Origin of the sequence: Erwinia sp. PPS120 (assembly GCF_047918655.1) — a bacterium.
Taxonomy (GTDB): domain Bacteria; phylum Pseudomonadota; class Gammaproteobacteria; order Enterobacterales; family Enterobacteriaceae; genus Erwinia; species Erwinia tasmaniensis_A.
On sequence record NZ_JBLREF010000037.1, the window covers coordinates 73691 to 97137 of the forward strand.

At 54.3% G+C, this 23447-nt stretch carries 20 protein-coding genes, 3 tRNA genes and 1 pseudogene; 12 read left to right on the forward strand and 12 right to left on the reverse strand.

Going from position 1 to position 23447, the window contains the following annotated elements; all coding sequences use genetic code 11:
* The first annotated feature begins 127 nt into the window (after positions 1 to 127).
* Positions 128 to 958, forward strand: coding sequence for a C40 family peptidase (locus tag ACLRGG_RS17645; protein WP_416250992.1), 831 nt, complete (start codon positions 128 to 130; stop codon positions 956 to 958).
* 52 nt (positions 959 to 1010) lie between these two features.
* Here ACLRGG_RS17645 and cydH read toward each other — a convergent pair whose 3' ends face one another.
* The gene (gene cydH, locus ACLRGG_RS17650) at positions 1011 to 1100 is read right to left on the reverse strand and encodes a cytochrome bd-I oxidase subunit CydH (RefSeq protein WP_416250993.1); all 90 of its coding nucleotides are present in this window, start codon (positions 1098 to 1100) and stop codon (positions 1011 to 1013) included.
* A 284-nt stretch (positions 1101 to 1384) separates the two neighbouring features.
* On the opposite strand from cydH, the gene purR reads away from it, so the two are divergent.
* Positions 1385 to 2410, forward strand: a complete 1026-nt coding sequence (gene purR, locus ACLRGG_RS17655; protein ID WP_416250994.1) for an HTH-type transcriptional repressor PurR — start codon at positions 1385 to 1387, stop codon at positions 2408 to 2410.
* 17 nt (positions 2411 to 2427) lie between these two features.
* Here purR and punR read toward each other — a convergent pair whose 3' ends face one another.
* Positions 2428 to 3345, reverse strand: a complete 918-nt coding sequence (punR, locus tag ACLRGG_RS17660) for a DNA-binding transcriptional activator PunR (RefSeq protein WP_416250995.1) — start codon at positions 3343 to 3345, stop codon at positions 2428 to 2430.
* A gap of 113 nt (positions 3346 to 3458) precedes the next feature.
* Between punR and punC the strand changes: the two genes are divergently transcribed.
* Together punC and cfa are read left to right on the forward strand one after the other, a co-directional pair.
* Positions 3459 to 4649 carry a purine nucleoside transporter PunC gene (gene punC / locus ACLRGG_RS17665; RefSeq protein ID WP_416250996.1) on the forward strand — a complete coding sequence of 397 codons (1191 nt, stop codon included), beginning with the start codon at positions 3459 to 3461 and terminating at the stop codon, positions 4647 to 4649.
* A 412-nt stretch (positions 4650 to 5061) separates the two neighbouring features.
* The gene (gene cfa, locus ACLRGG_RS17670) at positions 5062 to 6210 is read left to right on the forward strand and encodes a cyclopropane fatty acyl phospholipid synthase (RefSeq protein WP_416250997.1); all 1149 of its coding nucleotides are present in this window, start codon (positions 5062 to 5064) and stop codon (positions 6208 to 6210) included.
* 118 nt (positions 6211 to 6328) lie between these two features.
* On the opposite strand, the gene ACLRGG_RS17675 is transcribed toward cfa, so the two are convergent.
* Complete coding sequence (locus ACLRGG_RS17675; RefSeq protein ID WP_416250998.1) at positions 6329 to 6985, reverse strand: riboflavin synthase subunit alpha; 657 nt, start codon at positions 6983 to 6985, stop codon at positions 6329 to 6331.
* Positions 6986 to 7216: 231 nt separating this feature from the next.
* On the opposite strand from ACLRGG_RS17675, the gene ACLRGG_RS17680 reads away from it, so the two are divergent.
* From ACLRGG_RS17680 to ACLRGG_RS17705, 6 genes are all read left to right on the forward strand, one after another.
* Positions 7217 to 8590 carry an MATE family efflux transporter gene (locus ACLRGG_RS17680; protein WP_416250999.1) on the forward strand — a complete coding sequence of 458 codons (1374 nt, stop codon included), beginning with the start codon at positions 7217 to 7219 and terminating at the stop codon, positions 8588 to 8590.
* 148 nt (positions 8591 to 8738) lie between these two features.
* Positions 8739 to 8815, forward strand: a tRNA-Val gene (locus tag ACLRGG_RS17685).
* 4 nt (positions 8816 to 8819) lie between these two features.
* A tRNA-Val gene (locus ACLRGG_RS17690) sits at positions 8820 to 8896 on the forward strand.
* 8 nt (positions 8897 to 8904) lie between these two features.
* Positions 8905 to 8981: transfer RNA gene (locus tag ACLRGG_RS17695), tRNA-Val, on the forward strand.
* 445 nt (positions 8982 to 9426) lie between these two features.
* Entirely contained in the window at positions 9427 to 10839 is a 1413-nt protein-coding gene (gene pykF / locus ACLRGG_RS17700; protein WP_416251000.1) for a pyruvate kinase PykF, read from the forward strand.
* 305 nt (positions 10840 to 11144) lie between these two features.
* Positions 11145 to 11381, forward strand: a complete 237-nt coding sequence (locus ACLRGG_RS17705; protein WP_016169824.1) for a major outer membrane lipoprotein — start codon at positions 11145 to 11147, stop codon at positions 11379 to 11381.
* A 363-nt stretch (positions 11382 to 11744) separates the two neighbouring features.
* Here the strand turns inward: ACLRGG_RS17705 and ACLRGG_RS17710 are convergent.
* The 7 genes and pseudogenes from ACLRGG_RS17710 to sufA form a co-directional block, all read right to left on the reverse strand.
* A pseudogene (locus ACLRGG_RS17710) lies at positions 11745 to 11861 on the reverse strand (L,D-transpeptidase family protein); the annotation flags it as partial.
* Between the two features lie 56 nt (positions 11862 to 11917).
* Positions 11918 to 12334 carry a cysteine desulfuration protein SufE gene (gene sufE / locus ACLRGG_RS17715; RefSeq protein ID WP_416251001.1) on the reverse strand — a complete coding sequence of 139 codons (417 nt, stop codon included), beginning with the start codon at positions 12332 to 12334 and terminating at the stop codon, positions 11918 to 11920.
* Between the two features lie 83 nt (positions 12335 to 12417).
* Positions 12418 to 13641 carry a cysteine desulfurase SufS gene (sufS, locus tag ACLRGG_RS17720; protein WP_416251002.1) on the reverse strand — a complete coding sequence of 408 codons (1224 nt, stop codon included), beginning with the start codon at positions 13639 to 13641 and terminating at the stop codon, positions 12418 to 12420.
* Positions 13638 to 14921, reverse strand: a complete 1284-nt coding sequence (gene sufD / locus ACLRGG_RS17725; RefSeq protein ID WP_416251003.1) for a Fe-S cluster assembly protein SufD — start codon at positions 14919 to 14921, stop codon at positions 13638 to 13640. Before sufD ends, sufS begins: the two co-directional genes overlap by 4 nt.
* Positions 14896 to 15642, reverse strand: coding sequence for a Fe-S cluster assembly ATPase SufC (sufC, locus tag ACLRGG_RS17730; RefSeq protein WP_416251004.1), 747 nt, complete (start codon positions 15640 to 15642; stop codon positions 14896 to 14898). The genes sufD and sufC overlap by 26 nt, the downstream gene beginning before the upstream one ends.
* Positions 15643 to 15699: 57 nt before the next feature.
* Positions 15700 to 17190: a Fe-S cluster assembly protein SufB gene (gene sufB / locus ACLRGG_RS17735; RefSeq protein ID WP_416251005.1), complete on the reverse strand. Its 1491-nt coding sequence runs from the start codon at positions 17188 to 17190 to the stop codon at positions 15700 to 15702.
* Positions 17191 to 17195: 5 nt separating this feature from the next.
* Positions 17196 to 17570, reverse strand: a complete 375-nt coding sequence (gene sufA / locus ACLRGG_RS17740; RefSeq protein ID WP_416251006.1) for a Fe-S cluster assembly scaffold SufA — start codon at positions 17568 to 17570, stop codon at positions 17196 to 17198.
* 392 nt (positions 17571 to 17962) lie between these two features.
* On the opposite strand from sufA, the gene ACLRGG_RS17745 reads away from it, so the two are divergent.
* Positions 17963 to 18367: a hypothetical protein gene (locus ACLRGG_RS17745; RefSeq protein WP_416251007.1), complete on the forward strand. Its 405-nt coding sequence runs from the start codon at positions 17963 to 17965 to the stop codon at positions 18365 to 18367.
* Positions 18368 to 18500: 133 nt separating this feature from the next.
* On the opposite strand, the gene ACLRGG_RS17750 is transcribed toward ACLRGG_RS17745, so the two are convergent.
* Positions 18501 to 18932, reverse strand: coding sequence for a hotdog fold thioesterase (locus ACLRGG_RS17750; protein WP_416251008.1), 432 nt, complete (start codon positions 18930 to 18932; stop codon positions 18501 to 18503).
* The gene (gene ydiJ / locus ACLRGG_RS17755; RefSeq protein ID WP_416251009.1) at positions 18932 to 21985 is read right to left on the reverse strand and encodes a D-2-hydroxyglutarate dehydrogenase YdiJ; all 3054 of its coding nucleotides are present in this window, start codon (positions 21983 to 21985) and stop codon (positions 18932 to 18934) included. Before ydiJ ends, ACLRGG_RS17750 begins: the two co-directional genes overlap by 1 nt.
* Before the next feature lie 234 nt (positions 21986 to 22219).
* Here ydiJ and ydiK point away from each other — a divergent pair, with 234 nt between their 5' ends.
* Positions 22220 to 23344, forward strand: a complete 1125-nt coding sequence (gene ydiK / locus ACLRGG_RS17760) for an AI-2E family transporter YdiK (RefSeq protein WP_416251010.1) — start codon at positions 22220 to 22222, stop codon at positions 23342 to 23344.
* The last annotated feature ends 103 nt before the right edge of the window (positions 23345 to 23447 follow it).

The window sequence follows — 23447 nt, forward strand, 5'->3', positions numbered from 1 at the left end:
CAAAAAAGACCTTACCTTTTGTTAAAGAGTTAGATTAGAATTGCGCTCACTTGTCTGCCGTATAGCAGATATCCTAATTTAGCCGAGCTTCTGCCTCTGGCGGCAGCACAAACAGTTAATGGTAACGATGCGTTTACTTATCACGCTCCTTATGCTGGCCTTCACGCAGCTCTTTTTTAATGTGGCGCACGCATCGCCACATGCTCCGGTTAACGCAAACCACCATAAGGTGGAAGGCAGTGCCGCCCGTGAGGACGATCGCCGTAAGCGGCGACAGGTTAAGACCAGCGCTACAAAAAAAGTCAAAGAGTCAACCCGCAAGTCACGCCGTATCCCCGCTAACCGCCTTAAGAGCAAAAAAACGGTCGCGCAGCAGTCCGCATCGCTCCACTCCCGTAAATCGACGCTCAGACATAAAGCCGCATTGCAGGCCAGCCTGGGTAAAAAACGCTATGGTCATCGTCGTGGCAAAACCGTCGAGCAGGGTGAAGAACTGACCGCCGGGGTGCTTAGCGCCCCGCTAAAAATGAGTAAGGCTCACCGGGCTCGCTACCAGAAAGCGCGTCAGACGGCGATGAACAAGCTGATGGGCCAGCTGGGTAAGCCCTACCAGTGGGGCGGAACATCGCCTAAAACAGGCTTCGACTGTAGCGGTCTGGTCTGGTACGCCTACAAGGATTTGGTGAAGTTTAAGATCCCCCGTACCGCCAATGAGATGTACCACCTGCGCGATGCGGCGAATATTAAACGCGGCGAGCTGGAAAAAGGCGATCTGGTTTTCTTCCGCATTAACGGACGTGGTACGGCCGATCACGTGGGGGTTTATCTTGGCGGCGGGAAATTTATTCAGTCACCTCGCACCGGTAAAGATATTCAGGTTAGCGCGCTGGCTGATGAATACTGGCAGAGCCACTATATCGGCGCACGTCGGGTGATGACCCCCAGAACGATCCGCTAATCTCCACGTCGCAGTGTGAATAAGAAGGCCGATCTGACGATCGGCCTTTTTTTTAGTGCATAACGGCGGCGAGGCTGAAAATAATGATCATTAATAGCGCGCTAACGGTCGTTAGCAGAGAAAATTTCAGATTGGTGTCCACAGATACTCCTTTATACCCTTACAGTTTGTGCCATCATCAATTTTCCCACACCCGGCGGTAAAAATCTCGTTTTCTCTGCTCAGCCTTGTTAGAATTCCCCCTCGTTGCGCAACGGGCTGCGTTCGCGGTCTGAAACCGACGCAACAGGCCTGGCTGTCCGCCCCCTTTTCCTTACTGACGCCACCGAATATCCATTAAAAACGGCGACGGGTTTTGCCGCTTCAGGCAATCGTTTAACAATATACTTATCAGCAAGTTGCGATAGGTGCAGGAGTAATGATTTCATGGCAACAATCAAAGATGTGGCTAAACGTGCTGGGGTGTCGACCACCACAGTGTCCCACGTCATTAATAAAACGCGCTTTGTGGCCGAAGCCACGCGGGAAGCAGTATGGACGGCCATCCGCGAACTGCATTATTCGCCAAGTGCGGTCGCCCGCAGTCTTAAGGTTAACCACACCCGGACCATCGGCCTGCTGGCAACGTCCAGCGAGGCGCCCTACTTTGCCGAAATTATTGAAGCCGTGGAAAACAGCTGCTTTGCCAGCGGCTACACCCTGATTCTGGGCAATGCGCACAACGATCTGGTTAAACAGCAGGCCTATCTGTCAATGATGGCGCAAAAGCGCGTCGATGGCCTGCTGGTGATGTGCTCTGAGTATCCTGATGAACTGATCCAGATGCTTGAAGATAACCGAAATATTCCTATGGTCGTCATGGACTGGAGTGAGTCACGCGGTGATTTTACGGATACGGTGCTGGATAACGCCTTTGAGGGCGGTTATCTGGTTGGCCGCTATCTGATTGAGCGCGGCCATCGCGATATTGGCGTCATTCCCGGTCAGCTGGAGCGTAACACCGGCGGTGGCCGTCATGCCGGTTTTCTTAAGGCGCTATCCGAAGCGGGGATCACCCTGCGCGATGAGTGGCTGGTGCAGGGCGATTTCGAACCCGAATCTGGCTATCGCGCCATGCAGCAAATTTTATCCCAGAAGCAGCGGCCTACCGCCGTATTTTGCGGCGGCGATATTATGGCGATGGGAGCGATTTGTGCCGCTGATGAGATGGGCCTGCGCGTACCCCAGGATATTTCGGTCATCGGCTATGATAACGTGCGCAATGCGCGCTATTTCACCCCGGCCCTGACCACCGTACACCAGCCAAAAGAGAGGCTGGGCGAAACGGCATTTGAAATGCTGCTGGATCGCATTACCAGCAAGCGTGAGGAGCCGCAGACGATTGAAGTTCATCCCAGCCTGATCGAGCGTCGTTCAGTGGCGGACGGTCCCTTTGTCGACTATCGCCGCTAACGCCATTAGCCGCCCGCTCACTCCTCTGCCCCCTCGTTCAGCCACTCATTATTGAGCGTCCCGGTGTCGCCAAGATAGTCAAGCAGCCAGCCCAGCGCGGGGCTGGCCTGCTGCTGCGACCAGCTGACGCAGCAGGGGCTGTCGGGAAATGTCGCCGTCAGCACAAGTTCCGCCATGGCGCCGCTGCTGAGCAGCGGGCGGGCAAAATGCCCTGGCACCATTCCGACGCAAAGTCCGGCCAGCAGGCAGTCTGCTGCACTTTCCCAGTCAGGCACCACCAGCCGTCGCTGATTATCCAGCGTCCAGGTGGTGCGTTTGGGCAGCGCGCGGGAGGTATCCTCCAGCGTCAGGGAGGGCCATTCGCGGATGGCTTCCTCGCTGACCGGTCCTGAGATTTCTGTTAAAGGATGGCGGGCGCTGACCACACAGCGCCAGTTTAGCGCGCCCATATTGCGAAAGGCAAAGCGCCCGCCGACGGGTATCGCCTGAGTTGCGCCAATTGCCACCTCTACCCGGCCGTCCGCCAGCGCATCCCACACGCCGTTGAACACCTCAGGGGAAAGGTGTAATTCCATATCCGGGAAATGACGGTAGAAATCGACAACCAGCTGCCGGGTACGCTGGGGTTTCACTATGCTGTCGACGGCAATATTTAGCTGCCCGCGCCAGCCGTTTGCTACCTGCTGGCACTGACGCCGGGTGGCAAGCATTTTTTTGATTACCCCCCGCCCCTCCTGAATAAAATAGCGTCCCGCCTCGGTCAGTTCGACATCGCGATGGCGGCGCGTGAACAGCGGAACGGCCAGCCACTCTTCCAGCTGACGTACGGTATAGCTAATCGCTGAGGGGACCCGGTGCAGTTCGGCGGCGGCGGCGGTAAAGCTGCCGTTTCGTGCTACTGCATCAATCACTTCGAGGGAATGTTCTGACCACATTTTCTGCCTGCAAATTTTTTGAACGCAATGGACAAATATTAACGTTTCACAACGCCTCTGACACGCATTTACACTCTGCGCGGTTATATTCTTCTGAAATAAAGAGCAAAAAAATGCCTGCAAAACTTTTTACCCTTTACCTCGCGCTGCTTAGCGTCATTGGCTTCCTGGCCACCGATATGTATCTGCCTGCCTTTACGCTGATGCAGCAGGACCTGCAAACCGACGCGGGGGCCATCGGTGCCAGCCTGAGTCTCTTTCTGGCGGGCTTTGCCTGTGCGCAGCTAATATGGGGGCCTCTCTCTGACCGGATTGGCCGGCGTCCCGTGCTGCTGATGGGTCTGAGCCTGTTTGCCATTGGCTGTGCCGGAATGTGGTGGGTGCACAATGCCACCCTTCTGCTGGTGCTGCGCTTTGTACAGGCCATCGGCATCTGTGCGGCCGCCGTGACCTGGCAGGCGCTGGTGATTGACCGCTATTCTGCCACCCAGGCCAGCAAGGTGTTTGCTACTATTATGCCGTTGGTGGCACTCTCTCCGGCGCTGGCTCCCCTGCTGGGTGCGTGGCTGCTCAACCATTTTGGCTGGCGCGCAATTTTTATCGCCCTGATGGTCATTACGCTACTGCTGCTTATTTGCACGCTCTGTTTGAAGGCAACTCCGCGCGTTGCGCCTAAAAAAGGCGATAAAAAGACGGGCTTTATTACTCTGCTTAAGTCTCCTGTCTACAGCGGCAACGTGCTGATGTATGCCGCCTGTTCTGCCAGCTTCTTTGCCTGGCTGACCGGTTCGCCATTTATCTTATCCGCGCTGGGCATGTCGCCTGGCAGTATTGGCCTGAGCTACTTCCCTCAGACGCTGGCTTTTCTGACCGGCGGCTACGGCTGCAGAACACTGCTTAAGCGTATGGAAGGCGGCTCGCTTCTGCCCTGGCTGCTTGGCCTGTACAGCCTGAGCATTATCGCTTTTTTTGTTGCGGCTCAGCAGGCGACACCGTCGGTTTATGCGCTGCTGCTGCCGTTCTGCGGCATTGCTCTGGCAAATGGCGCGCTGTATCCGATTGTGGTGTCGAATGCTCTGCTCCCCTTCCCTCAGGCCAGCGGTAAGGCCGCGGCCTTGCAAAATACGCTTCAACTGGGACTCTGCTGCGTGGCCAGCCTGTTGATCTCCTCATTTCTTACCCGACCCCTGTGGTCTACCTCACTGGTTATGCTGTCCACTGTCATTTTTGCCATAATCGGCTATATTTTACAGCGTACAAAAGCGGCAGAAACGTTACTGCATCGCGCGGAAAGTAGTCGTTAACGTGCTGAACACCCTTAGTTAGCAACCTAACGATAAACATTTGAATATTGTCAGGGGTGAGCATATACTCGTTTCGCTGGGTAAAAAATAACAATTTCCGCCTGATAACCCTCTGCCTTGCTGGCAGATAATGTGCCAGCAGGGTAAAGGATTTCGGGAATACCTGCCAGGCCTCCCAGGCTTTCAGCAAGTCTGACGGCTCAATGGGAAATATAAAGTAAATTTCAATTCTGACAGGGCAGTCTGGGTTTCAATCCTTACTTTCCCGTTGCTCTACTCTGCTAATATTTATTTTCAATCCTCTGTAACGCCGGATATCAGACGTACGCCAGTGCGTGCGTATTCTCAAAATCCTGTAGAAATTGTTTTTTCTATTTCTCGGGTAACAATCACACAGGGTGATGGAGAGACTATGAGTTCATCGTGTATAGAAGAAGTGAGCCTGGAAGAGAATCAGTGGTACAGAATCGTTCAGGAGATGCTACGCAGCGCAGATATCGATATCAATGGTCCCCGCGCATGGGATATTCAGGTCATTAACCCCGCCTTTTTTAAACGCGTTCTGCAGGAAGGGTCGCTGGGGCTGGGTGAAAGTTATATGGATGGCTGGTGGGAGTGTGAAAGAATGGACATGTTCTTTCATCGCGTATTACTGGCGAAGCTCGATGAGAAGCTTCCCCACCATTTCAAAGACACCTTACGTATTGCCGCGGCCAGATTAACCAATCAGCAGTCGAGAAAGCGCGCGTGGATCGTTGGCAAGGAACATTACGATCTTGGAAACGATCTGTTTTCTCTGATGCTTGATTCCCATATGCAATACTCCTGCGGTTACTGGAAGGACGCCCGGACGCTGGAGGATGCGCAGAATGCAAAATTAAAAATGATTTGCGAAAAGCTGCAACTGGCGCCGGGCATGTCCCTGCTGGATATTGGCTGCGGCTGGGGTGGGCTGGCGGAATATGCGGCACGTTACTACGGCGTTCGCGTATCTGGCGTCACTATCTCTGCTGAACAGCAAAAAATGGCTCAGCAGCGCTGTGAAGGGCTGGATGTCACTATTCTGCTGCAGGACTACCGCGACCTGAATGAACAGTACGATCGGATTGTGTCCGTGGGCATGTTTGAACATGTCGGCCCTAAAAACTACGCCACCTATTTCAGCGTAGTGAATCGCAACCTGAAGCCAGATGGCCTTTTCCTGCTACATACTATCGGCTCCAATACCACCGGCGAGAATGTTGACCCCTGGCTGGACAGGTATATTTTCCCCAATGGTCGCCTGCCCTCAGTAAGCCATATTGCTGAGGCCAGCGAACCCTATTTCGTAATGGAAGACTGGCACAATTTCGGCCCGGACTATGACACCACCCTGATGGCGTGGATTGATCGTTTTCTTGCCGTGTGGCCTGAGCTCGCAGAAAAGTACGGTGAGCGCTTCAAACGCATGTTTATTTATTATCTTAATGCCTGCGCAGGCGCCTTTCGCGCACGCCATATGCAGCTCTGGCAGGTGATGTTTACCCATGGCATAGAAGGCGGGCTTCGCGTCCCGCACTAATCCTGGCCCGCTAAAAGGCCGGCGTTAATGACGCCGGCCTTTTTATTGCCTGCCGCAGATGCCCGATGCCCGAAATGACTCAGCGCCCGTTGCCTGCAACAGAGACTTCTCAGGCGGTTTAGCGTAGCTCTGGCGCGTCCTGAGCGACGGCCTCGCTAAGAAGCGCGTCACGCTGCGCCAGAACGCGCTCGACGGTTTCAATGATTGCCTGAGTGTGAGGATCGATTTCAATATTTACCCGCTCCCCCAGACGTTTGCCCCCCAGCGTGGTTCGCGCCAGCGTTTCAGGAATAAGGTGCACGCAGAAACGGGTTTTAGTCACTTCCCCAATCGTCAGGCTTATTCCATCAATACCCACAAATCCTTTATACAGGATATATTTCATCTGCTCCGCATCACGCGGTTTGAACCAGATTTCACGGTTATTTTCTGAGATGAGAATTTTGCAAATCTCTGCCGTGGTCATAATATGGCCAGACATGAGATGACCACCAATTTCATCACTGAATTTCGCTGCCCGCTCAACGTTAATGTAATCGCCAATAGTGAGATCGCCCAGATTAGTGATACGCAGCGTCTCTTTGACCAGATCAAAACTTACCCGATCGCCGTTTATTTCCGTCACCGTCAGACAGCAACCATTATGAGAAACGGACGCACCCAACTCCAGACCTGGCAGCATGTCCGGCGGAAGTCGCACAGTATGGGTGCGGAAATTAGGCTTCTCGTGGATCGCGAGCAGTTCGGCGGTGCCCTGTACAATACCGGTAAACATGGTTATCACCTCAAATAGAGTATTTTGCCTGTCAGTTTGCCCTGGCTTACGCGTAAATCCAAACGCCCCCGGTTATTTTACTCCGACAGTCTGCGCTATTTTTCCGGCTAAGATTGGCTATTTGCTCTGCGATCATTACACTGTTCGGCCAGCCCTGCTGTCAAACGCGGTGTTTAGCGCGCTATTGCGGCAGCCAGGCCCCCTCCTACATAACGATAAACAGGTGTTCGTGTGCAGAAGTACCTTATTGAGGCGCGTCAGTTATTAGCGCTGGCGATCCCAGTGATCTTTGCTCAGGTGGCTCAGTCCGCTATGGGATTCGTCGATACGATTATGGCCGGCGCTGTCAGCGCCACGGATATGGCTGCGGTTGCCGTGGGTACCTCAATCTGGCTGCCTGCCATTCTCTTTGGACACGGTTTGCTGCTGTCACTGACGCCGGTGGTGGCGCAGTATAATGGCTCGGGTCGTCGGGACCGCATTGCGCATCAGGTACGCCAGGCATACTGGCTGGCGGCGGTGGCTGCCGCCGTGGTGATGGTGCTGCTTTATAACGCCGGTTTTGTCATTCGCAGCATGCACAATATTGATCCGACGCTGGCAGATAAAGCGACAGGCTATTTGCATGCGCTGCTGTGGGGCGCGCCGGGCTATCTGTTCTTTCAGGTGGCGCGCAATCAGTGCGAAGGAGTGGCCAAAACCCTGCCCGGCATGATTATTGGCTTCCTGGGTTTAATGGTAAATATCCCGGTTAACTATATTTTTATCTATGGTCATTTTGGCATGCCCGCGCTGGGGGGCGTAGGCTGTGGAGTAGCGACGGCCTCGGTCTACTGGGTAATGTTTCTGGTAATGAAACTCTGGATCCGCCGCGCGCATTCAATGCGTGATATCCGCCTGCCGACGCGCCTGAGCGCGCCAGACAGGTCGGTGCTCTGGCGGCTGTTTACGTTAGGCCTGCCGGTTGCGCTTGCGCTCTTCTTTGAGGTCACACTGTTCGCGGTTGTCGCGCTGCTGGTCTCCCCCATGGGGATTGTCGAGGTTGCCGGGCATCAAATCGCGCTAAACTTCAGTTCACTTATGTTCGTTATGCCGCTTTCACTGGGTGTGGCGACGACGATCCGCGTAGGCTTCCGGCTTGGGCAGGGATCGGCCGGCGCGGCGCGGGTGTCCGCCTGGACGGCACAGGGCGTCGGGATAACCATGGCCTGTGTGACCGCACTGTTTACCGTGATGTTTCGCGAGCAGATAGCACTGCTTTATAACGATAATCCCGCTGTGGTCACTCTGGCCGCTCAGCTGATGCTGCTGGCTGCGGTGTACCAGATTTCCGATTCTATTCAGGTGATTGGCAGCGGCATTCTGCGCGGTTACAAAGATACGCGTTCAATTTTCTTTATCACCTTTACCGCCTATTGGGTGCTCGGCCTGCCGTGTGGATATGTGCTGGCGATGACAGACTGGATGGTGTCACCGCTGGGCCCGGCGGGTTTCTGGATTGGGTTTATCATCGGTCTGACCTCCGCTGCAATCATGATGGTGTGGCGTATTCGTCGCCTGCAGCGTCAGCCGGCCGAGCGAATTCTGGCACGTGCAGCGCATTAATTTTCCGACATTTTTTGTACAGGCATGCTTAAATAAGCTGCGCTTCGCACAGTTGCGCAGCAGTCACACAGAAAAAAGCGGATTCTGCTTGCCAGGCGTTAACGCTGTCGTTAATATTCGTCCCCGCTGTTAGCAATACAGCAATGATGCGTTCTTAGCTCAGTTGGTTAGAGCACCACCTTGACATGGTGGGGGTCGGAGGTTCGAGTCCTCTAGAACGCACCACAGTGCGTCCGTAGCTCAGTTGGTTAGAGCACCACCTTGACATGGTGGGGGTCGGTGGTTCGAGTCCACTCGGACGCACCATCGTTTATGCGTTCTTAGCTCAGTTGGTTAGAGCACCACCTTGACATGGTGGGGGTCGGAGGTTCGAGTCCTCTAGAACGCACCACGCCTGTTAGCCACTTCCTTCATTAATTTTTTCTGTGTTTTCTCCCCCAACGAATTTTCCGCTTTGCACTATGTTAGCCCCTTGCTGTGATGCCCCTGCGCCCGTTTTTAATGCGCAACACCATGCGCTAACGCAATAATTGACTGATAAGATCATGCTTTTTAGTTGGTTTTCGTCTATCTGAGTCGCTATAATCACCGACGTTGTTTCATTTGAATGGTTTCAGCGTATGGTTGGCCCTTTACAAAAAACGATAGCGTCCTGCACTCTTCGCTGCATATGCGCTGAAACTGCGTCTCAACTTCCTCAGCAAACGACCCTACTGTCACCTATTCTTAATCTGTACCGCAGTTTACGACTCAAACAAAAATTCTTGTCCGGGGCTTCTTTACCGGCGCCGGGATTACCGCTCTCACATCCATTACAACTTAATAGATAACTCGTCATGAAAAAGACCAAAATTGTTTGTACTATCGGACCTAAAACCGAATCGGAAGAAATGCTGACTCACCTGCTGGATGCGGGAATGAACGTAATGCGCCTTAACTTCTCTCACGGCGACTATGAAGAGCACGGTAAGCGTATTGCCAATCTGCGTGCCGTAATGAGTAACACCGGGCACCAGGCGGCGATCCTGCTGGATACGAAAGGCCCGGAAATTCGCACCATGAAACTGGAAGGGGGCAATGACGCTGCTCTGAAAGCAGGCCAGACCTTTACCTTTACCACTGACCAGTCTGTGGTAGGTAATACCGAACGCGTTGCGGTCACCTACCCGGGTTTTGCCTCCGATCTCAAAATTGGCAATACCGTGCTGGTAGATGATGGTCTGATCGGCATGGAAGTAGTGGAAGTCACTGAAAACACCGTGGTCTGTAAAGTGCTTAACAATGGCGATCTGGGAGAAAACAAAGGCGTTAACCTGCCAGGCGTTTCTATTCAGCTGCCTGCACTGGCTGAAAAGGACAAGCGTGACCTGATCTTCGGTTGTGAACAGGGCGTTGATTTTGTCGCGGCGTCGTTTATCCGTAAGCGCTCAGACGTACTGGAGATCCGTGAGCATCTTAAGCAGCACGGCGGCGAGCATATTCAGATCATCTCCAAGATTGAAAACCAGGAAGGCCTGAATAACTTCGACGAAATCCTTGATGCGTCCGACGGCATCATGGTTGCGCGTGGCGATCTGGGCGTTGAGATCCCGGTTGAAGAAGTTATCTTCGCTCAAAAGATGATGATCAAAAAATGTAACCGCGCCCGTAAGGTAGTTATCACGGCTACTCAGATGCTTGATTCGATGATCAAGAACCCGCGCCCTACCCGCGCCGAGGCAGGCGACGTGGCTAACGCCATTCTCGACGGCACCGATGCGGTAATGCTGTCGGGTGAAAGCGCGAAAGGACGTTACCCCCTGGAGTCAGTCACCATTATGGCGACCATCTGCGAACGTACCGACCGCGTGATGAAGAGCCGTATCGATTCGCATCATGACAACCGTAAAATGCGCATTACTGAAGCAGTGTGCCGTGGCGCGGTAGAAACGGCAGAAAATCTGGAAGCCCCCCTGATCGTGGTTGCCACAGAAGGCGGTAAATCTGCTAAATCTGTGCGTAAATATTTCCCGAACGCCACCATTCTCGCGCTGACCACCAATGCACTTACTGCTCGTCAGCTGTTGCTGAGTAAAGGCATTGTGACCAGCGTCGTCGACGAAATTGCCTCAACCGATGACTTTTACCGCCTGGGTAAAGAAGCCGCGCTGTCCAGTGGCTATGGTCAAAAAGGCGATGTGGTGGTGATGGTTTCTGGCGCCCTGGTGCCAAGCGGAACAACCAATACCGCATCCGTACACGTTCTGTAATTTCAGATTGTGGTTCGAGATTAAAAAAGCGCCCGAAAGGCGCTTTTTTTATCGTCATCACCTGGAAACACGACGAAACACCCGCCTGAAATTACCCCCTCAAAATTTTCTAAACTTAAGAAGTGTCCGATTAAACGCGCCTGTTTTAGCTAATTTTTTTGTACTTAAGTGCTAAGACGATGCTTCTTTGAGCGAACGATCAAATTTAAGCACCTTCTCATCAAAAATTTATTCTCATTAGAAAATACTTTGTGTAATACTTGTAACGCTACATGGAGATTAACTCAATCTAGAGGGTATAAATAATGAATCGTACTAAACTGGTACTGGGCGCGGTAATCCTGGGTTCAACTCTGCTGGCTGGTTGCTCAAGCAACGCTAAAATCGACCAGCTGTCTACCGACGTTCAGACTCTGAACGCTAAAGTTGACCAGCTGAGCAACGACGTGAACGCAATCCGTTCTGACGTTCAGGCTGCTAAAGATGACGCAGCTCGTGCAAACCAGCGTCTGGACAACCAGGCTCACTCTTACCGTAAGTAAGAGTTCTGGTTATGAAAATGGCGCACATTGTGCGCCATTTTTTTTGTCTGAAATGTCTTTCACTTAAGCCGTCAGCCGGTATTGAGACATCTTAATTTACCGATTATCCCCTGCTTATTATCACCCGGTAACGCCGCGAAGCTTCTTCTCCACCCAGGTCGAAAGGTAGCTGTCACCCTTAACTCGCTTCTTAAGATGGTATCCCCGGCTTAAACGCGCTATAAGCCATGCTCTGCCGTGCCTGTTGCATGCGGTGTCTCAGGGCGTCAATTATGACGGTAATGCGTCTGCATCGGGCCGCAGACGGATACAGCCCGAGCTGACGCGCATACCAATAAAATCCGCATTAGTCCCTTGTATCAGGTAATAGTAGAGGCGCAGTTCGGCGACGTTTACCACTACTCCTTCCCGTCGGGTATCGGGCAGGAGCATCTGCAAGGGAACGGTCAGCTTTGTACCGGGTGCAGGAAGCCAGGGATCGCAGGTGAGAAACCTCCCGGCAGCAGTGCGGGAGGCCTGTCGGAAAGGCGTGATAATTAGCTTAGCGTAGCGGCCTTCTGGCGAATTGCACGGATCATTGCCTCTAACCCCTGGGATCGGGAAGGCGTAAGGTGCTGCGCGAGCGCCAGCTGTTCAAAAAAGGGACGAACGTCAAAGCCAACGATATCAGCAGGCGTCATGTGCTGATAGAGAATAAAAACTACCGCTACCAGTCCTTTCACAATCGCCGCATCACTGTCACCTTCCAGGGTGACGTAACCGCTGTTATCGGTATTCATCATTATCCATACCTGGCTCTGGCAGCCCGATATCGCATTCACGGGCTGATGCAGTGCGTCAGAGAACGCGGGCAGAAGGGCACCCAGCTCGATGATATACAGGTATTTCTCTTCCCAGTTCGCGCAGCGGGTGAAGTTGCGCACCAGTTTCTCTTTATCTGGCAAACTTGCCATTAGTCTCTCCCTTATCGGTGGGCAGCTCTGAATAACTGTGCATAACCGCTGCATGCCGCAGTTATGCAGGCTAAAACAGTTAGTTAGCCGCCCAGCAGACGGTGTATACGTGTCAGGCCTGCTGCCAGTCGATCGGCCTCTTCTTCGCTGTTATACAAAACGAAAGAAGCGCGGCACATTGCCGGTACGCCGTAGTGCGTCATCAGGGGCATCGCGCAGTGGTGGCCCGTGCGAATCGCTATTCCGTAACGATCCAGGAAGCTGCCGACGTCATAGGCGTGGTGCTGGCCCAGGTTGAAAGCGATCACGCCTGAACGCGCCTCAGGACCGTAGATAACCAGATCAGGCACCGAAGACAGCTTATCCAGTGCATAGCGCATCAGCGCCTGCTCGCGCTGGTGGATAACCTCCAGACCCAGTGCGGATACCCAGGAGAGGGCCGCTCCCAGTGCGATAATACCGCCCGTGTTGGGCGTGCCTGCCTCAAAGCGCCACGGGGCAGCGGCGAAGCGCGTGCCTTCCGTCAGGCTGACGGTGGCTATCATCGACCCGCCGCCTTCCCATGGTGGCATCTCATCCAGCAGAGCCTTACGCCCATAGAGGATACCAATACCGGTGGGACCGTAAATTTTATGACCTGAGAAAACGTAGAAGTCACAGTCCAGATCCTGGACGTCGACCTGCTGATGCATTACCGCCTGCGCACCGTCAATCAGCGTGGTCACCCCGGCTGCTTTCGCCCGCGCCACCAGCTCTTTCACCGGATTAACCGTGCCCAGGACGTTAGAAACGTGGGTGACGGCCAGCATACGGGTGCGGCTGTCTATCAGCGTGGAGAGGCTGGACAAGTCCAGCTCACCGGTCCCCGTCAGCGGAATAAAGCGTACTTCTGCGCCTGCACGTTCGGCCAGCATCTGCCAGGGAACGATATTGGCGTGATGCTCCATTCCGGTGATCAGAATATTGTCACCGGCATGCAGCTGACGACTTCCCCAGCTGCTTGCCACCAGGTTGATCCCCTCGGTGGTGCCTTTAACGAAGATAATCTCTTCCGGCGATGCGGCATTCAGAAAACGCGCCGCCTGAATCCGCACGTCTTCCATGGCGGTGGTCGCTTCCGCACTCAGGGTATGAATACCCCGATGCACCGCCGCATAGCCATTCGCGTAGAAATGACTCTCGGCGTCAATGACCGCCTGCGGCTTTTGTGCACTCGCCGCACTGTCGAGATAGGCCAGCGGTTCGCCATTCACTTCTCGCGCCAGAACAGGAAAATCAGCCCTGACGCGTGTCAGGTCAAAACTCATTGAATGCCTCCGGGAAAACGCTGTGCGATACGTTGCATTACCGCCTCTTTCAGCACGTCATCCGTAATGGCTTCGGTTAATTCTGCGGCAAAAGCATAGATAATCATACGCTGCGCTGACGCTTCGCTAATGCCGCGCGCGCGCAGATAAAACATCTGCTCGTCATCAATACGCCCAATGGTGGCACCGTGGCTGCACTTAACGTCGTCAGCGTAGATTTCCAGCTGAGGTTTGGTATCCACCTCAGCCAGCCGGCCCAGCAGCAGGTTGTTGTTGTTCATCTGCCCGTCGGTTTTCAGCGCATGCTTAGCTACTTTTATCAGGCCGTTAAAAACCGCGCGCGCTTTATCACGGACGATAGTTTTATGCAGCTGTCGGCTCTGACAGTAGCCTTTGTTGTGCTCAAGCCAGGTACGGCTGTCACAAACTTCTTTCCCGACCGGCAGCATCAGGCTGTTAATGCCCAGCTCACTGCCCTCACCGTTCAGCTGAACGCTGGTATTGTGCCGGGTCAGACCCGCCCCCAGCAGGAAGCTGTGGCTCTGAACGCGCGCATCGCGGCCAATCACCAGATCGTTATGGGCAAAGTGGAAACTGCTGTTGTGCTCAAAGGCCAGCTTATAGTGCGTCAGCGCGGCGTTGTCGCCCACTTCTGCTGTGAAGCGGCCGCCAGTAAAGTGGCTGGCGTCGTTCAGGCTAACGTAGTGTTCAATAACCGAGGCCTGTGCGCCATCGTCCAGCTGGAGATGGTGACGATAGTGTGACGTGTTCATCTCTGCCTGCGCGCTGCCGCTGCTGATATGCAGCAGGTAAAGCGCGCGCGGAGCCTGTTTCCCGCGCGCCACGCGGATCAGGGTCACTTCTTCTGCCAGACTTTCCGTCAGATGCAGGAATACCTCAGGCTGTAGCGGCGCGTTAAGTTCGCGGCGCTCACCCGCCTGAGAAATCTGGATATCAAACAAATCATAGCGGCTGTCGCTAAGGGTTTTGCTGAGACGCCCGTCGACAAAGACTAATTTGACAGCGTCGATTTCCAGGGCGTGTTCTGCTACATCCGCTGCGCTCAGTTCAGAGGCGTGCGTTTGCACAAAGTTCTGCCCAAACAGACTCTCCAGCGGGGTGTATTTCCAGTTTTCCTGCTTGCGCGTCGGCAGTCCGAGGCGCAATACCTGCTGCCAGTGGTGCTGAGCCTGAAGCGAACGGCTTTCGCCGTGGCTTTCAAACAGGTGATGCCACTGCTGCAGGGTGTTGTCACTACTCCTGGTCGGTAAGCCAGCCATAGCCTTGCTCCTCCAGTTGTTTCACCAGCGTAAAGTCGCCGGATTTGACGATTTTGCCCTGATACAGAACGTGAACGAAGTCCGGCTTGATATAGTCCAGAATGCGCTGATAGTGCGTTACGATAATGAATGCGCGCTTGCCGTCACGCAGCGTGTTAACGCCGTTAGCGACCGTTTTCAGTGCATCGATATCCAGACCTGAGTCGGTTTCATCCAGGATGCACAGCTCAGGTTCAAGCGCTGCCATCTGCAAAATATCATTGCGCTTTTTCTCACCGCCCGAGAAACCAACGTTAACTGAACGCGTCAGCAGGTCTTCCGGCATTTTCAGCAGGTGAATTTTATCTTCAATAAAGTCCTGGAAGTCGAAACGGTCCAGTGCTTCGCTGCCGCGATACTGACGCACCGAGTTCACTGCGGTTTGCAGAAAGAACTGGTTGCTGACGCCAGGGATCTCAACCGGATACTGGAACGCCATAAAGATACCTTCTCCGGCACGCTCTTCCGGAGAGAGTTCAAGCAGATCCTTGCCTTTAAAGCTGACGGAACCACCGGTCACTTCATACTCTTCGCGCCCCGCCAGCGTGGCAGAGAGCGTACTTTTTCCTGAGCCGTTCGGGCCCATAATGGCGTGAACTTCACCCGCTTTTACTTCAAGATCCAGCCCACGCAGGATCTCTTTGTCTTCAATACTAACCTGTAAATCTTTGATACTTAACATAGTGTTTCCCTGGCAGTGCTGTCCAGCACTGCACTCAGTGACCGTACGCGTGGGCCATTAACCCACGCTGTGTTCGAGGCTGATCGCCAGCAGCTTTTGAGCTTCCACCGCAAATTCAAGCGGCAGCTCGGAGAAGACGTCTTTACAGAAGCCGTTAACGATCATCGAAATTGCGTTATCTTCGCTGATGCCGCGCTGCAGGCAGTAAAAGAGCTGGTCTTCACCAATACGTGACGTTGTCGCTTCGTGTTCGAGCTGAGCCGTATTGTTGCGCACTTCGACGTAGGGGAAGGTGTGCGCGCCGCACTCGGCACCAATCAGCATGGAGTCACACTGGGTGAAGTTACGTGCATTGGTTGCCGTCGGCATAATCTTGACCAGGCCCCGGTAAGTATTCTGGCTTTTACCCGCCGAGATCCCCTTGGAGATAATGGTCGATTTGGTGTTTTTGCCGATATGAATCATTTTAGTGCCGGTATCGGCCTGCTGATGTCCGCTGGTCAGCGCTACCGAAAAGAACTCACCGATGGAGTTGTCGCCGCGCAGGATCACGCTGGGGTACTTCCAGGTGATGGCCGAACCGGTTTCTGACTGAGTCCAGGACATTTTACTGTTTTCACCTTCACACAGCGCGCGTTTGGTGACGAAGTTCAGGATACCGCCTTCCGTTTCGCCGCCGGAGAACCAGTTCTGCACGGTGGAATACTTCACTTCGGCATCTTTATGAATGATGACTTCCACCACCGCCGCATGCAGCTGGTAGCTGTCGCGCACTGGCGCAGAGCAGCCTTCGATGTAGCTGACGTAGCTGCCTTCATCGGCTATCAGGATCGTGCGCTCAAACTGACCGGTCTTTGCCGCGTTGATGCGGAAATAAGTCGAGAGCTCCATCGGGCAGCGCACACCTTTAGGGATGTAGACAAAGGTGCCATCGGAGGCGACAGCCGAGTTCAGCGCGGCGAAAAAGTTGTCATTCGCAGGCACGACCGTACCCAGATACTGTTTTACCAGCTCCGGGTGGTCGTGAATGGCTTCACCAAACGAACAGAATATAATGCCCTGCTCTGCCAGCTTGCCGCGATAGGTGGTTGAAACTGAAACAGAGTCAAAAATCGCATCAACCGCGACTTCCTGCCCCTCGCGCACCGGCACACCTAACTGTTTGAAAGCGTTCTCCACTTCTTCCGTCAGGTAGTCGGGCGCCTGTGAACCCGAGGCCTGCATGGCACCCGGCTCGGAGGCACAGCTGTCATCACAGTTGCCGCAGGAGGGCGCGGAATAGTAGCTGTAATCCTGATAGTTCAGCGACTTATAATTGGCTTTCAGCCAGTGCGGCTCTTCCATCTCCAGCCAGGCGGCATAGGCCTTCAGGCGGAATTCAAGCATCCACTCTGGCTCGTTGCGCTTGGCGGAAATGGCGCGCACCACGTCTTCGCTGAGGCCATTTTCGAACTCTTCGGTTTGCAGCTGGGTAAAGAAACCCTCTTTGTACTTCTGGTTTCCTTCCCAGATCTGCACATCATCCGATGTTTCAGTAATTCGGGACATAAAGTTTACTCAACGCCAAAGCTCTCACCACAGCCACAGGCGTGTTGAGCTTTAGGATTATTAAATTTGAAAATCTGATTCAGGCCTTCACGAACAAAATCCAGTTCCGTTCCGTCGATGAAAGGCATTGCCTGTAACGGGACATAAAGATGCGCACCCTGATGAACAAAGACCAGATCGTCTGCGGCTGGCTCTTTCACCAGATCCATGGTGTAGCCAAAGCCAGCACAGCCGGATGTCTTCACACCCAGCTTCAGGCCCTTCACATGTGGGTCATTAGCTGCCAGCGCAATGATTTGCTGAGCAGCACTGTCAGTGAGCGTCAGGCCCTTCCAGACAAAGTCATCCGGTGAAAAAGAAGCAGTAGTTGCTGATGGCATAAAGTTACCTCGCGAGTCGATAGCCCTGCGGGCTAATACCTCTATGTTAGTGATATTGAATATCGCTTCAACCTCTTGTTTTGCAGGGATTAAGGCTAACGGGGCATTTTTAGCCCTTTTTATACAGTTTAGACCCTGTGAAGAGGATGACGATCGGCATTACGCTCCGATTTAACGAAATTATAACACATTGAAAAAAGACCAGTAAATAACGGCCACGCAGCGATGACCGTGAATTATGGATATTTTACCGCTTTCAGACATGCCGCGTATCGTTATTACCAATTTTTATGAGAGGCAGCATTTATGGGTAAAAATTTCTGCCTGAGGCGTTGAATAATGCGTCATTTATAATATGATAATGATTATCATTAGCACGAACGAGCCCTGAGATGAATCTTTCGATAAGCGCCTGGCTGCACAATAAGATTGACGATTACAAGTTTTCGGTTCGCGATATTACCGTTGATTTCTACATGGCTCAGGCCAAACTCAACCGGCCACAGTGCAGCCTCAAACACCTGCGTCGATTCAATGACATTTGCCTGGACATGGCCGAGCTGTGCCAGCTAAACGGCGATGACCGCAGCTACCTGCACGCGCTGGGTAAGCTCCATCATCGCCTGCTGGTCGAGCTGGGTAACCCCGAACGCGACAGGCTGTTTCGGATGCAGGCCTGGCAGCTGGCCCGACACTCCCTTACCCGTCTGTGCCACGAGCTGGCGCTAACCGGCGACTGGGATCGCGCCACCCGCCTGCAGAGCGATTTTGTTAAGCATGCCGCGTGGATAATTTGACAACCGGGCTGCCTTAACCCGATCCGACCTTATCCCGGTGAGCACATCCCGACCTTGCCGCTATTCTGGCCCGGCCCCATGCCTTACCGCTTCCACAGCTGCCCCCCCTCTATTCAGGAGGGGCAACATGATATCACTCTTTGCCCCTGACTGACAAAACTGCGGTGGTGAGTCTGACCGAGCAACACAGCCGCTGTCGGGGGTCGAAAATGTCTATCTGCCAGCGCTGATGGTTACGTCCCAGGTGCAGTGCATAACACACGCCGCGCACCTCCCCTTCCCGTACCGGGCGCAGATGGCTCGCGTTGATCTCCAGTCCCACGATCCGCTCTTCACCCGTCGTACACAAATAACCGGCCACCGACCCCAGCGTTTCAGCTAGCGCTACCGAGGCGCCGCCGTGCAGCAGGCCAAAGGGCTGACGGGTACGTGAATCGACCGGCAGCGTCGCCTCCAGCGTCTCCTCGTTGATCGCGGTAAAGACTATCCCCAACGTTTCCGCAAGGTTTCCCCGCCCCAGCTGGTTAAGCTCTGTCAGGGTCATATCACGTTGCCAGATAGCCATCAGATAATCTCCAGCAGCGCCTGAAGAGGATGCCGCATACCATTCCCCTCTACGCGCTTTACCTGACTGCGGCATGAGTAACCGGTAGCCAGGCAGCGCTGTCTGGGCAGTTTTTGCAGCGCCTGATGCCAGGAAAGTTCATAGATGCCCAGTGAATTTTTCAGATTTTTGGTTTCATGGCCATAGGTTCCGGCCATACCGCAGCAGCCGACGCTGACATTTTCCAGCCTGGCGCCAAAGCGGGCAAATATGCTCTCCCACTGTTTAGTCGAGGCAGGCAGCGCCGTCACTTCCGTACAGTGTCCGAACAGATACCAGCGCTCCCCGCTTTGCGGCTTAAGGCTGCTTTCAGGCAGGGCCTGGAGTAGCCACTCGTGCACCAGCTGGACGTGGAAATCCCCACGCAGCTCGCCCAGGGTCAGGCGGTATTCATCGCGATAGCACAGTACCAGTGCCGGATCGACACCCACCAGCGGTAAGCCGAGTTGCGCAACGCGATTAAGAAAATCAGCGGTTTTCCGTGCCGTGCGTGCAAAGCGTTGCAGGAAGCCTTTAACATGCTGGGCCTTACCATTCGGGGAAAACGGCAGTACCACCGGCTGGTAGCCCAGCTTTTCGATCAGGCTGACAAAATCAGCGACCAGTCGGGCTTCGTAATAGCTGGTAAAGGGATCCTGCACCACCAGCACATAGCGTTCGCGCTGCATGCTGCTCATCGCCTCAAGCTGTTCCAGGGTGGTGGTCACTGCCTGCTGTCCCGCCAGCGCCTTTTTAAGCGACGGTGAGGAGAGCAAGGGCAGGTCCACCATGCCAATATGGTTTCTGCTCAGATCGCGCAGCAGCGGCTGACGCAGAAAAAAGTTAAATACCCTGGGGGCCTTCGCCATCAGCGGGGCATAGCTCTCCACGCTGGCCACCAGATAGTCGCTGGTCGGACGCAGATAGCGGGTATGGTAAAGCTGCAAAAACCGTGACCGAAAGCCGGGCACGTCAATTTTAATCGGGCACTGTGTCGAGCAGGCTTTACAGGCCAGGCAGCCCGACATCGCCTCCTTTACCTCATGCGAAAAGTCATACTCCCCGCGCCGGGCATGCCAGCTATTTCGCGTTCGCGCAATCAATCCGCGCAGGCTGACCTTCTCCTTCGGCAGGTTCTTCTCCAGCGCCACCGGTTCAACCCCCTGCTCGGCCAGCAGACGGAGCCACTCGCGCGTCAGCGTGGCCCGTCCCTTCGGCGAGTGAATACGGTTGCCGGTGATCTTCATTGATGGACACATAGGGCTGCGCACGTCAAAGTTGAAGCACAAACCATTGCCGTTACACTCCATCGCCCCGCGCCAGTCGCTTCTGACGTTAATGGGGATCTGCCGATCCCAGGTGCCGCGTTTGACCGCATCGACGGCCATCATCGGGGCATCAGTGCCAAACGGAGTGCAGATTTTCCCCGGGTTAAGACGGTTGGCCGGATCGAAAGCCGCTTTAATGCGTCTGAGTTCATTGAACAGCGCTTCGCCAAAGAATTCCGGGCTGTACTGCGCACGAAAACCCTTACCGTGCTCGCCCCACAGCAGGCCACCAAAGCGCGCCGTCAGGGCCACGACCTCATCGGAGATCTGCTTCATCATCATCTCCTGCTGCGGGTCGCACATATCCAGCGCAGGGCGAACGTGCAGCACCCCGGCATCCACATGGCCGAACATGCCGTAGCTCAGGCCATGTCCATCCAGCAGGGCGCGGAACTCGGTGATATAATCAGCCAGATACTGCGGAGGTACGCAGGTGTCTTCCACGAAGGGAATGGGCTTGGCACCGCCTTTCGCATTGCCCAGCAGACCTACCGCTTTCTTACGCATGGCATAGATGCGTTCAATGCCGTCCAGATCGTTGCAAATTTGATAGCCAATAACGCCTGCCTCATGGGCGGCGATCAGCGCATCCAGCCGCTGGCAGAGCACCGCGACCTGTTCAGCAATCGCGGCACCGTCGTCACCGGCAAACTCAACAATATTCAGGCCAGCCACTTCGCTGCCGGGCACATCGGCGATCAGTTCGCTCACCGAGTGCCAGACGATATCCTCCCGCGCCAGGTTTAATACTTTCGAATCGACCGTCTCCACCGACAGCGCCTTTGCCTCCACCATAAAAGGCGCGCTACGCAGGGCGGAGTCGAAGGAGTCATATTTGATATTGACCAGCTGGCGCACTTTGGGGATCCGCGTGATATCCAGTCGGGCCTCGGTAATAAAGGCCAGGGTTCCCTCTGAGCCGCACAGCAGTCGCGTCAGGTCGACCTGTTGCAGATCGTCACTCAGCACATGGCGCAGGTCGTATCCGGTCAGGAAACGGTTAATTTTTGGGAACTTATTCAGCACAAGCTGGCGATTATCGCGGCAGCTTGCCAGGACGGTGCGGTAGATTTTTCCTTCTGCCGTCGCCTCCGCTGCCAGCTTTTCTGCCAGTGCGACGGGAATGCTACGCGTATCAAGGATGTCACCGCCCAGCAGAATGGCGCGCAGGGCCAGCACGTGATCGGACGTTTTACCGTATACCAGCGATCCCTGACCCGACGCGTCGGTATTTATCATCCCGCCCAGCGTGGCCCTGTTGCTGGTGGAAAGCTCAGGGGAGAAGAAAAAACCATAGGGTTTGAGAAAGGCATTCAGCTGATCCTTAATCACACCCGCTTCAACCTTTACCCACCCCTGCTCAACGTTGATATCAAGAATGCGGTTCATATGGCGGGACATATCCACCACAATTCCCTGATTAAGCGACTGGCCGTTGGTGCCGGTGCCCCCTCCGCGCGGGGTAAAGATGAGATCGCTAAAGCGTCCCTCTCCCGCCAGGCGGGCTATTAATGCCACATCGGCGGTGGAACGAGGGAAAATAACGGCGTCAGGAAGGAGCTGATAAATGCTGTTGTCGGTAGAGACGCTAAGGCGATCGGCATAGTGGGTAGCGGTATCGCCAGTGAAACCCTGCTGCTCTAACGCCTGCAAAAAATTCAGCACCAGTTGAATCAGGCCTGGCGCCTGAGAAATTTGTGGGATCATTTTCGGGTGACCAAATGTGGATTATGCATTTCTGTTGATTTAACGGTTTTAGCATATTTTTTTATAGCCTGTCGCGGTTTCAAAAAACCGTGGATAAAAGAATCATGCGTTGCATCTGTTGTAAATGCGTTTAATACATCATGATAAGAAAGCGGGTGCAGCGCACTGGCTGCCTGCCGCTGCCCGCACCATTATTCCGCATCGTTCTTATTTTACCCGAGGTAATGTTTACGCATGAAGAACGTAGAAAAAGGCTGGGATTTGCCGCAAATCGTCTTCTCCCTGATGTTTATAACCCTGATGATTGTTGCCTGTTTTTGGGTGGTCCAGCCGTTTGTGCTGGGTTTTGCCTGGGCCAGCATGGTCGTTATCGCCACCTGGCCGCTAATGATTAAGCTGCAGCACTGGCTCTGGGGGCGACGTTCACTGGCCGTGATTGCCATGACGCTAATTTTGATCCTGCTGTTTATTATTCCGATTGGAATTTTGGTCAACAGCCTGATTGAGAACAGTGGCCCGGTGATAGCCTGGGCTACCTCCGGCCATCTGCTGCTGCCGGATATGCACTGGATGACCAGTATTCCCCTGGTTGGCAGAAAGCTTTACTCCGGCTGGCATCATCTGGTTCAGGGCGGCGGCAGCGCGATGATGACCACCATTCAGCCTTATATCGGACGAACCAGCGTGTTTCTGTTCGCGCAGGCAGGACACTTTGGCCGCTTTATGCTGCATCTGGGTCTGATGCTGCTATTCAGCGTGCTGCTCTACGCCAGGGGAGAGCAGGTTGGCCATGGCATCCGCCATTTTGCCTTCCGCCTGGGTTCACGACGGGGTGACGCCGCCGTGCTGCTGGCCGGTCAGGCCATCCGCGCCGTGGCGCTCGGGGTGGTGGTGACCGCGCTGGTTCAGGGCATTCTGGGTGGCATTGGCCTGGCCATATCCGGCATCCCCTACGCAACGATCCTCACGGTCCTGATGATTTTCTCCTGCCTGGTGCAGCTGGGCCCGCTGGTGGTACTGGTTCCCGCCATCGTCTGGCTTTACTGGAGCGGTGATACCACCTGGGGAACGGTACTGCTGATATGGAGCTGCGTGGTAGGCACGCTGGATAACGTGCTGCGTCCGATGCTGATCCGCATGGGCGCCGATCTGCCGATGATTTTAATCCTTTCCGGCGTAATTGGTGGTCTGGTCGCCTTTGGCATGATCGGCCTGTTTATAGGCCCCGTGGTGCTGGCGGTCTCTTACCGGCTGGTTTCGGTATGGGTTCATGATGTCCCCGCGCCCGAAGAAGATCCGCTGGAAGTAGTGGAAGAGCTGGCAGAAATCGAGCACGAAGCTCACGTTAACGCAAAATAGTGTTCACAGGCGGTCATTTATGTGACCGTCTTCACGTCCTGGAAAAATAATCGCCCCCCCATGCTTAGTACGCTTTGATTAAGGGCATTGACCTTTAAACCCC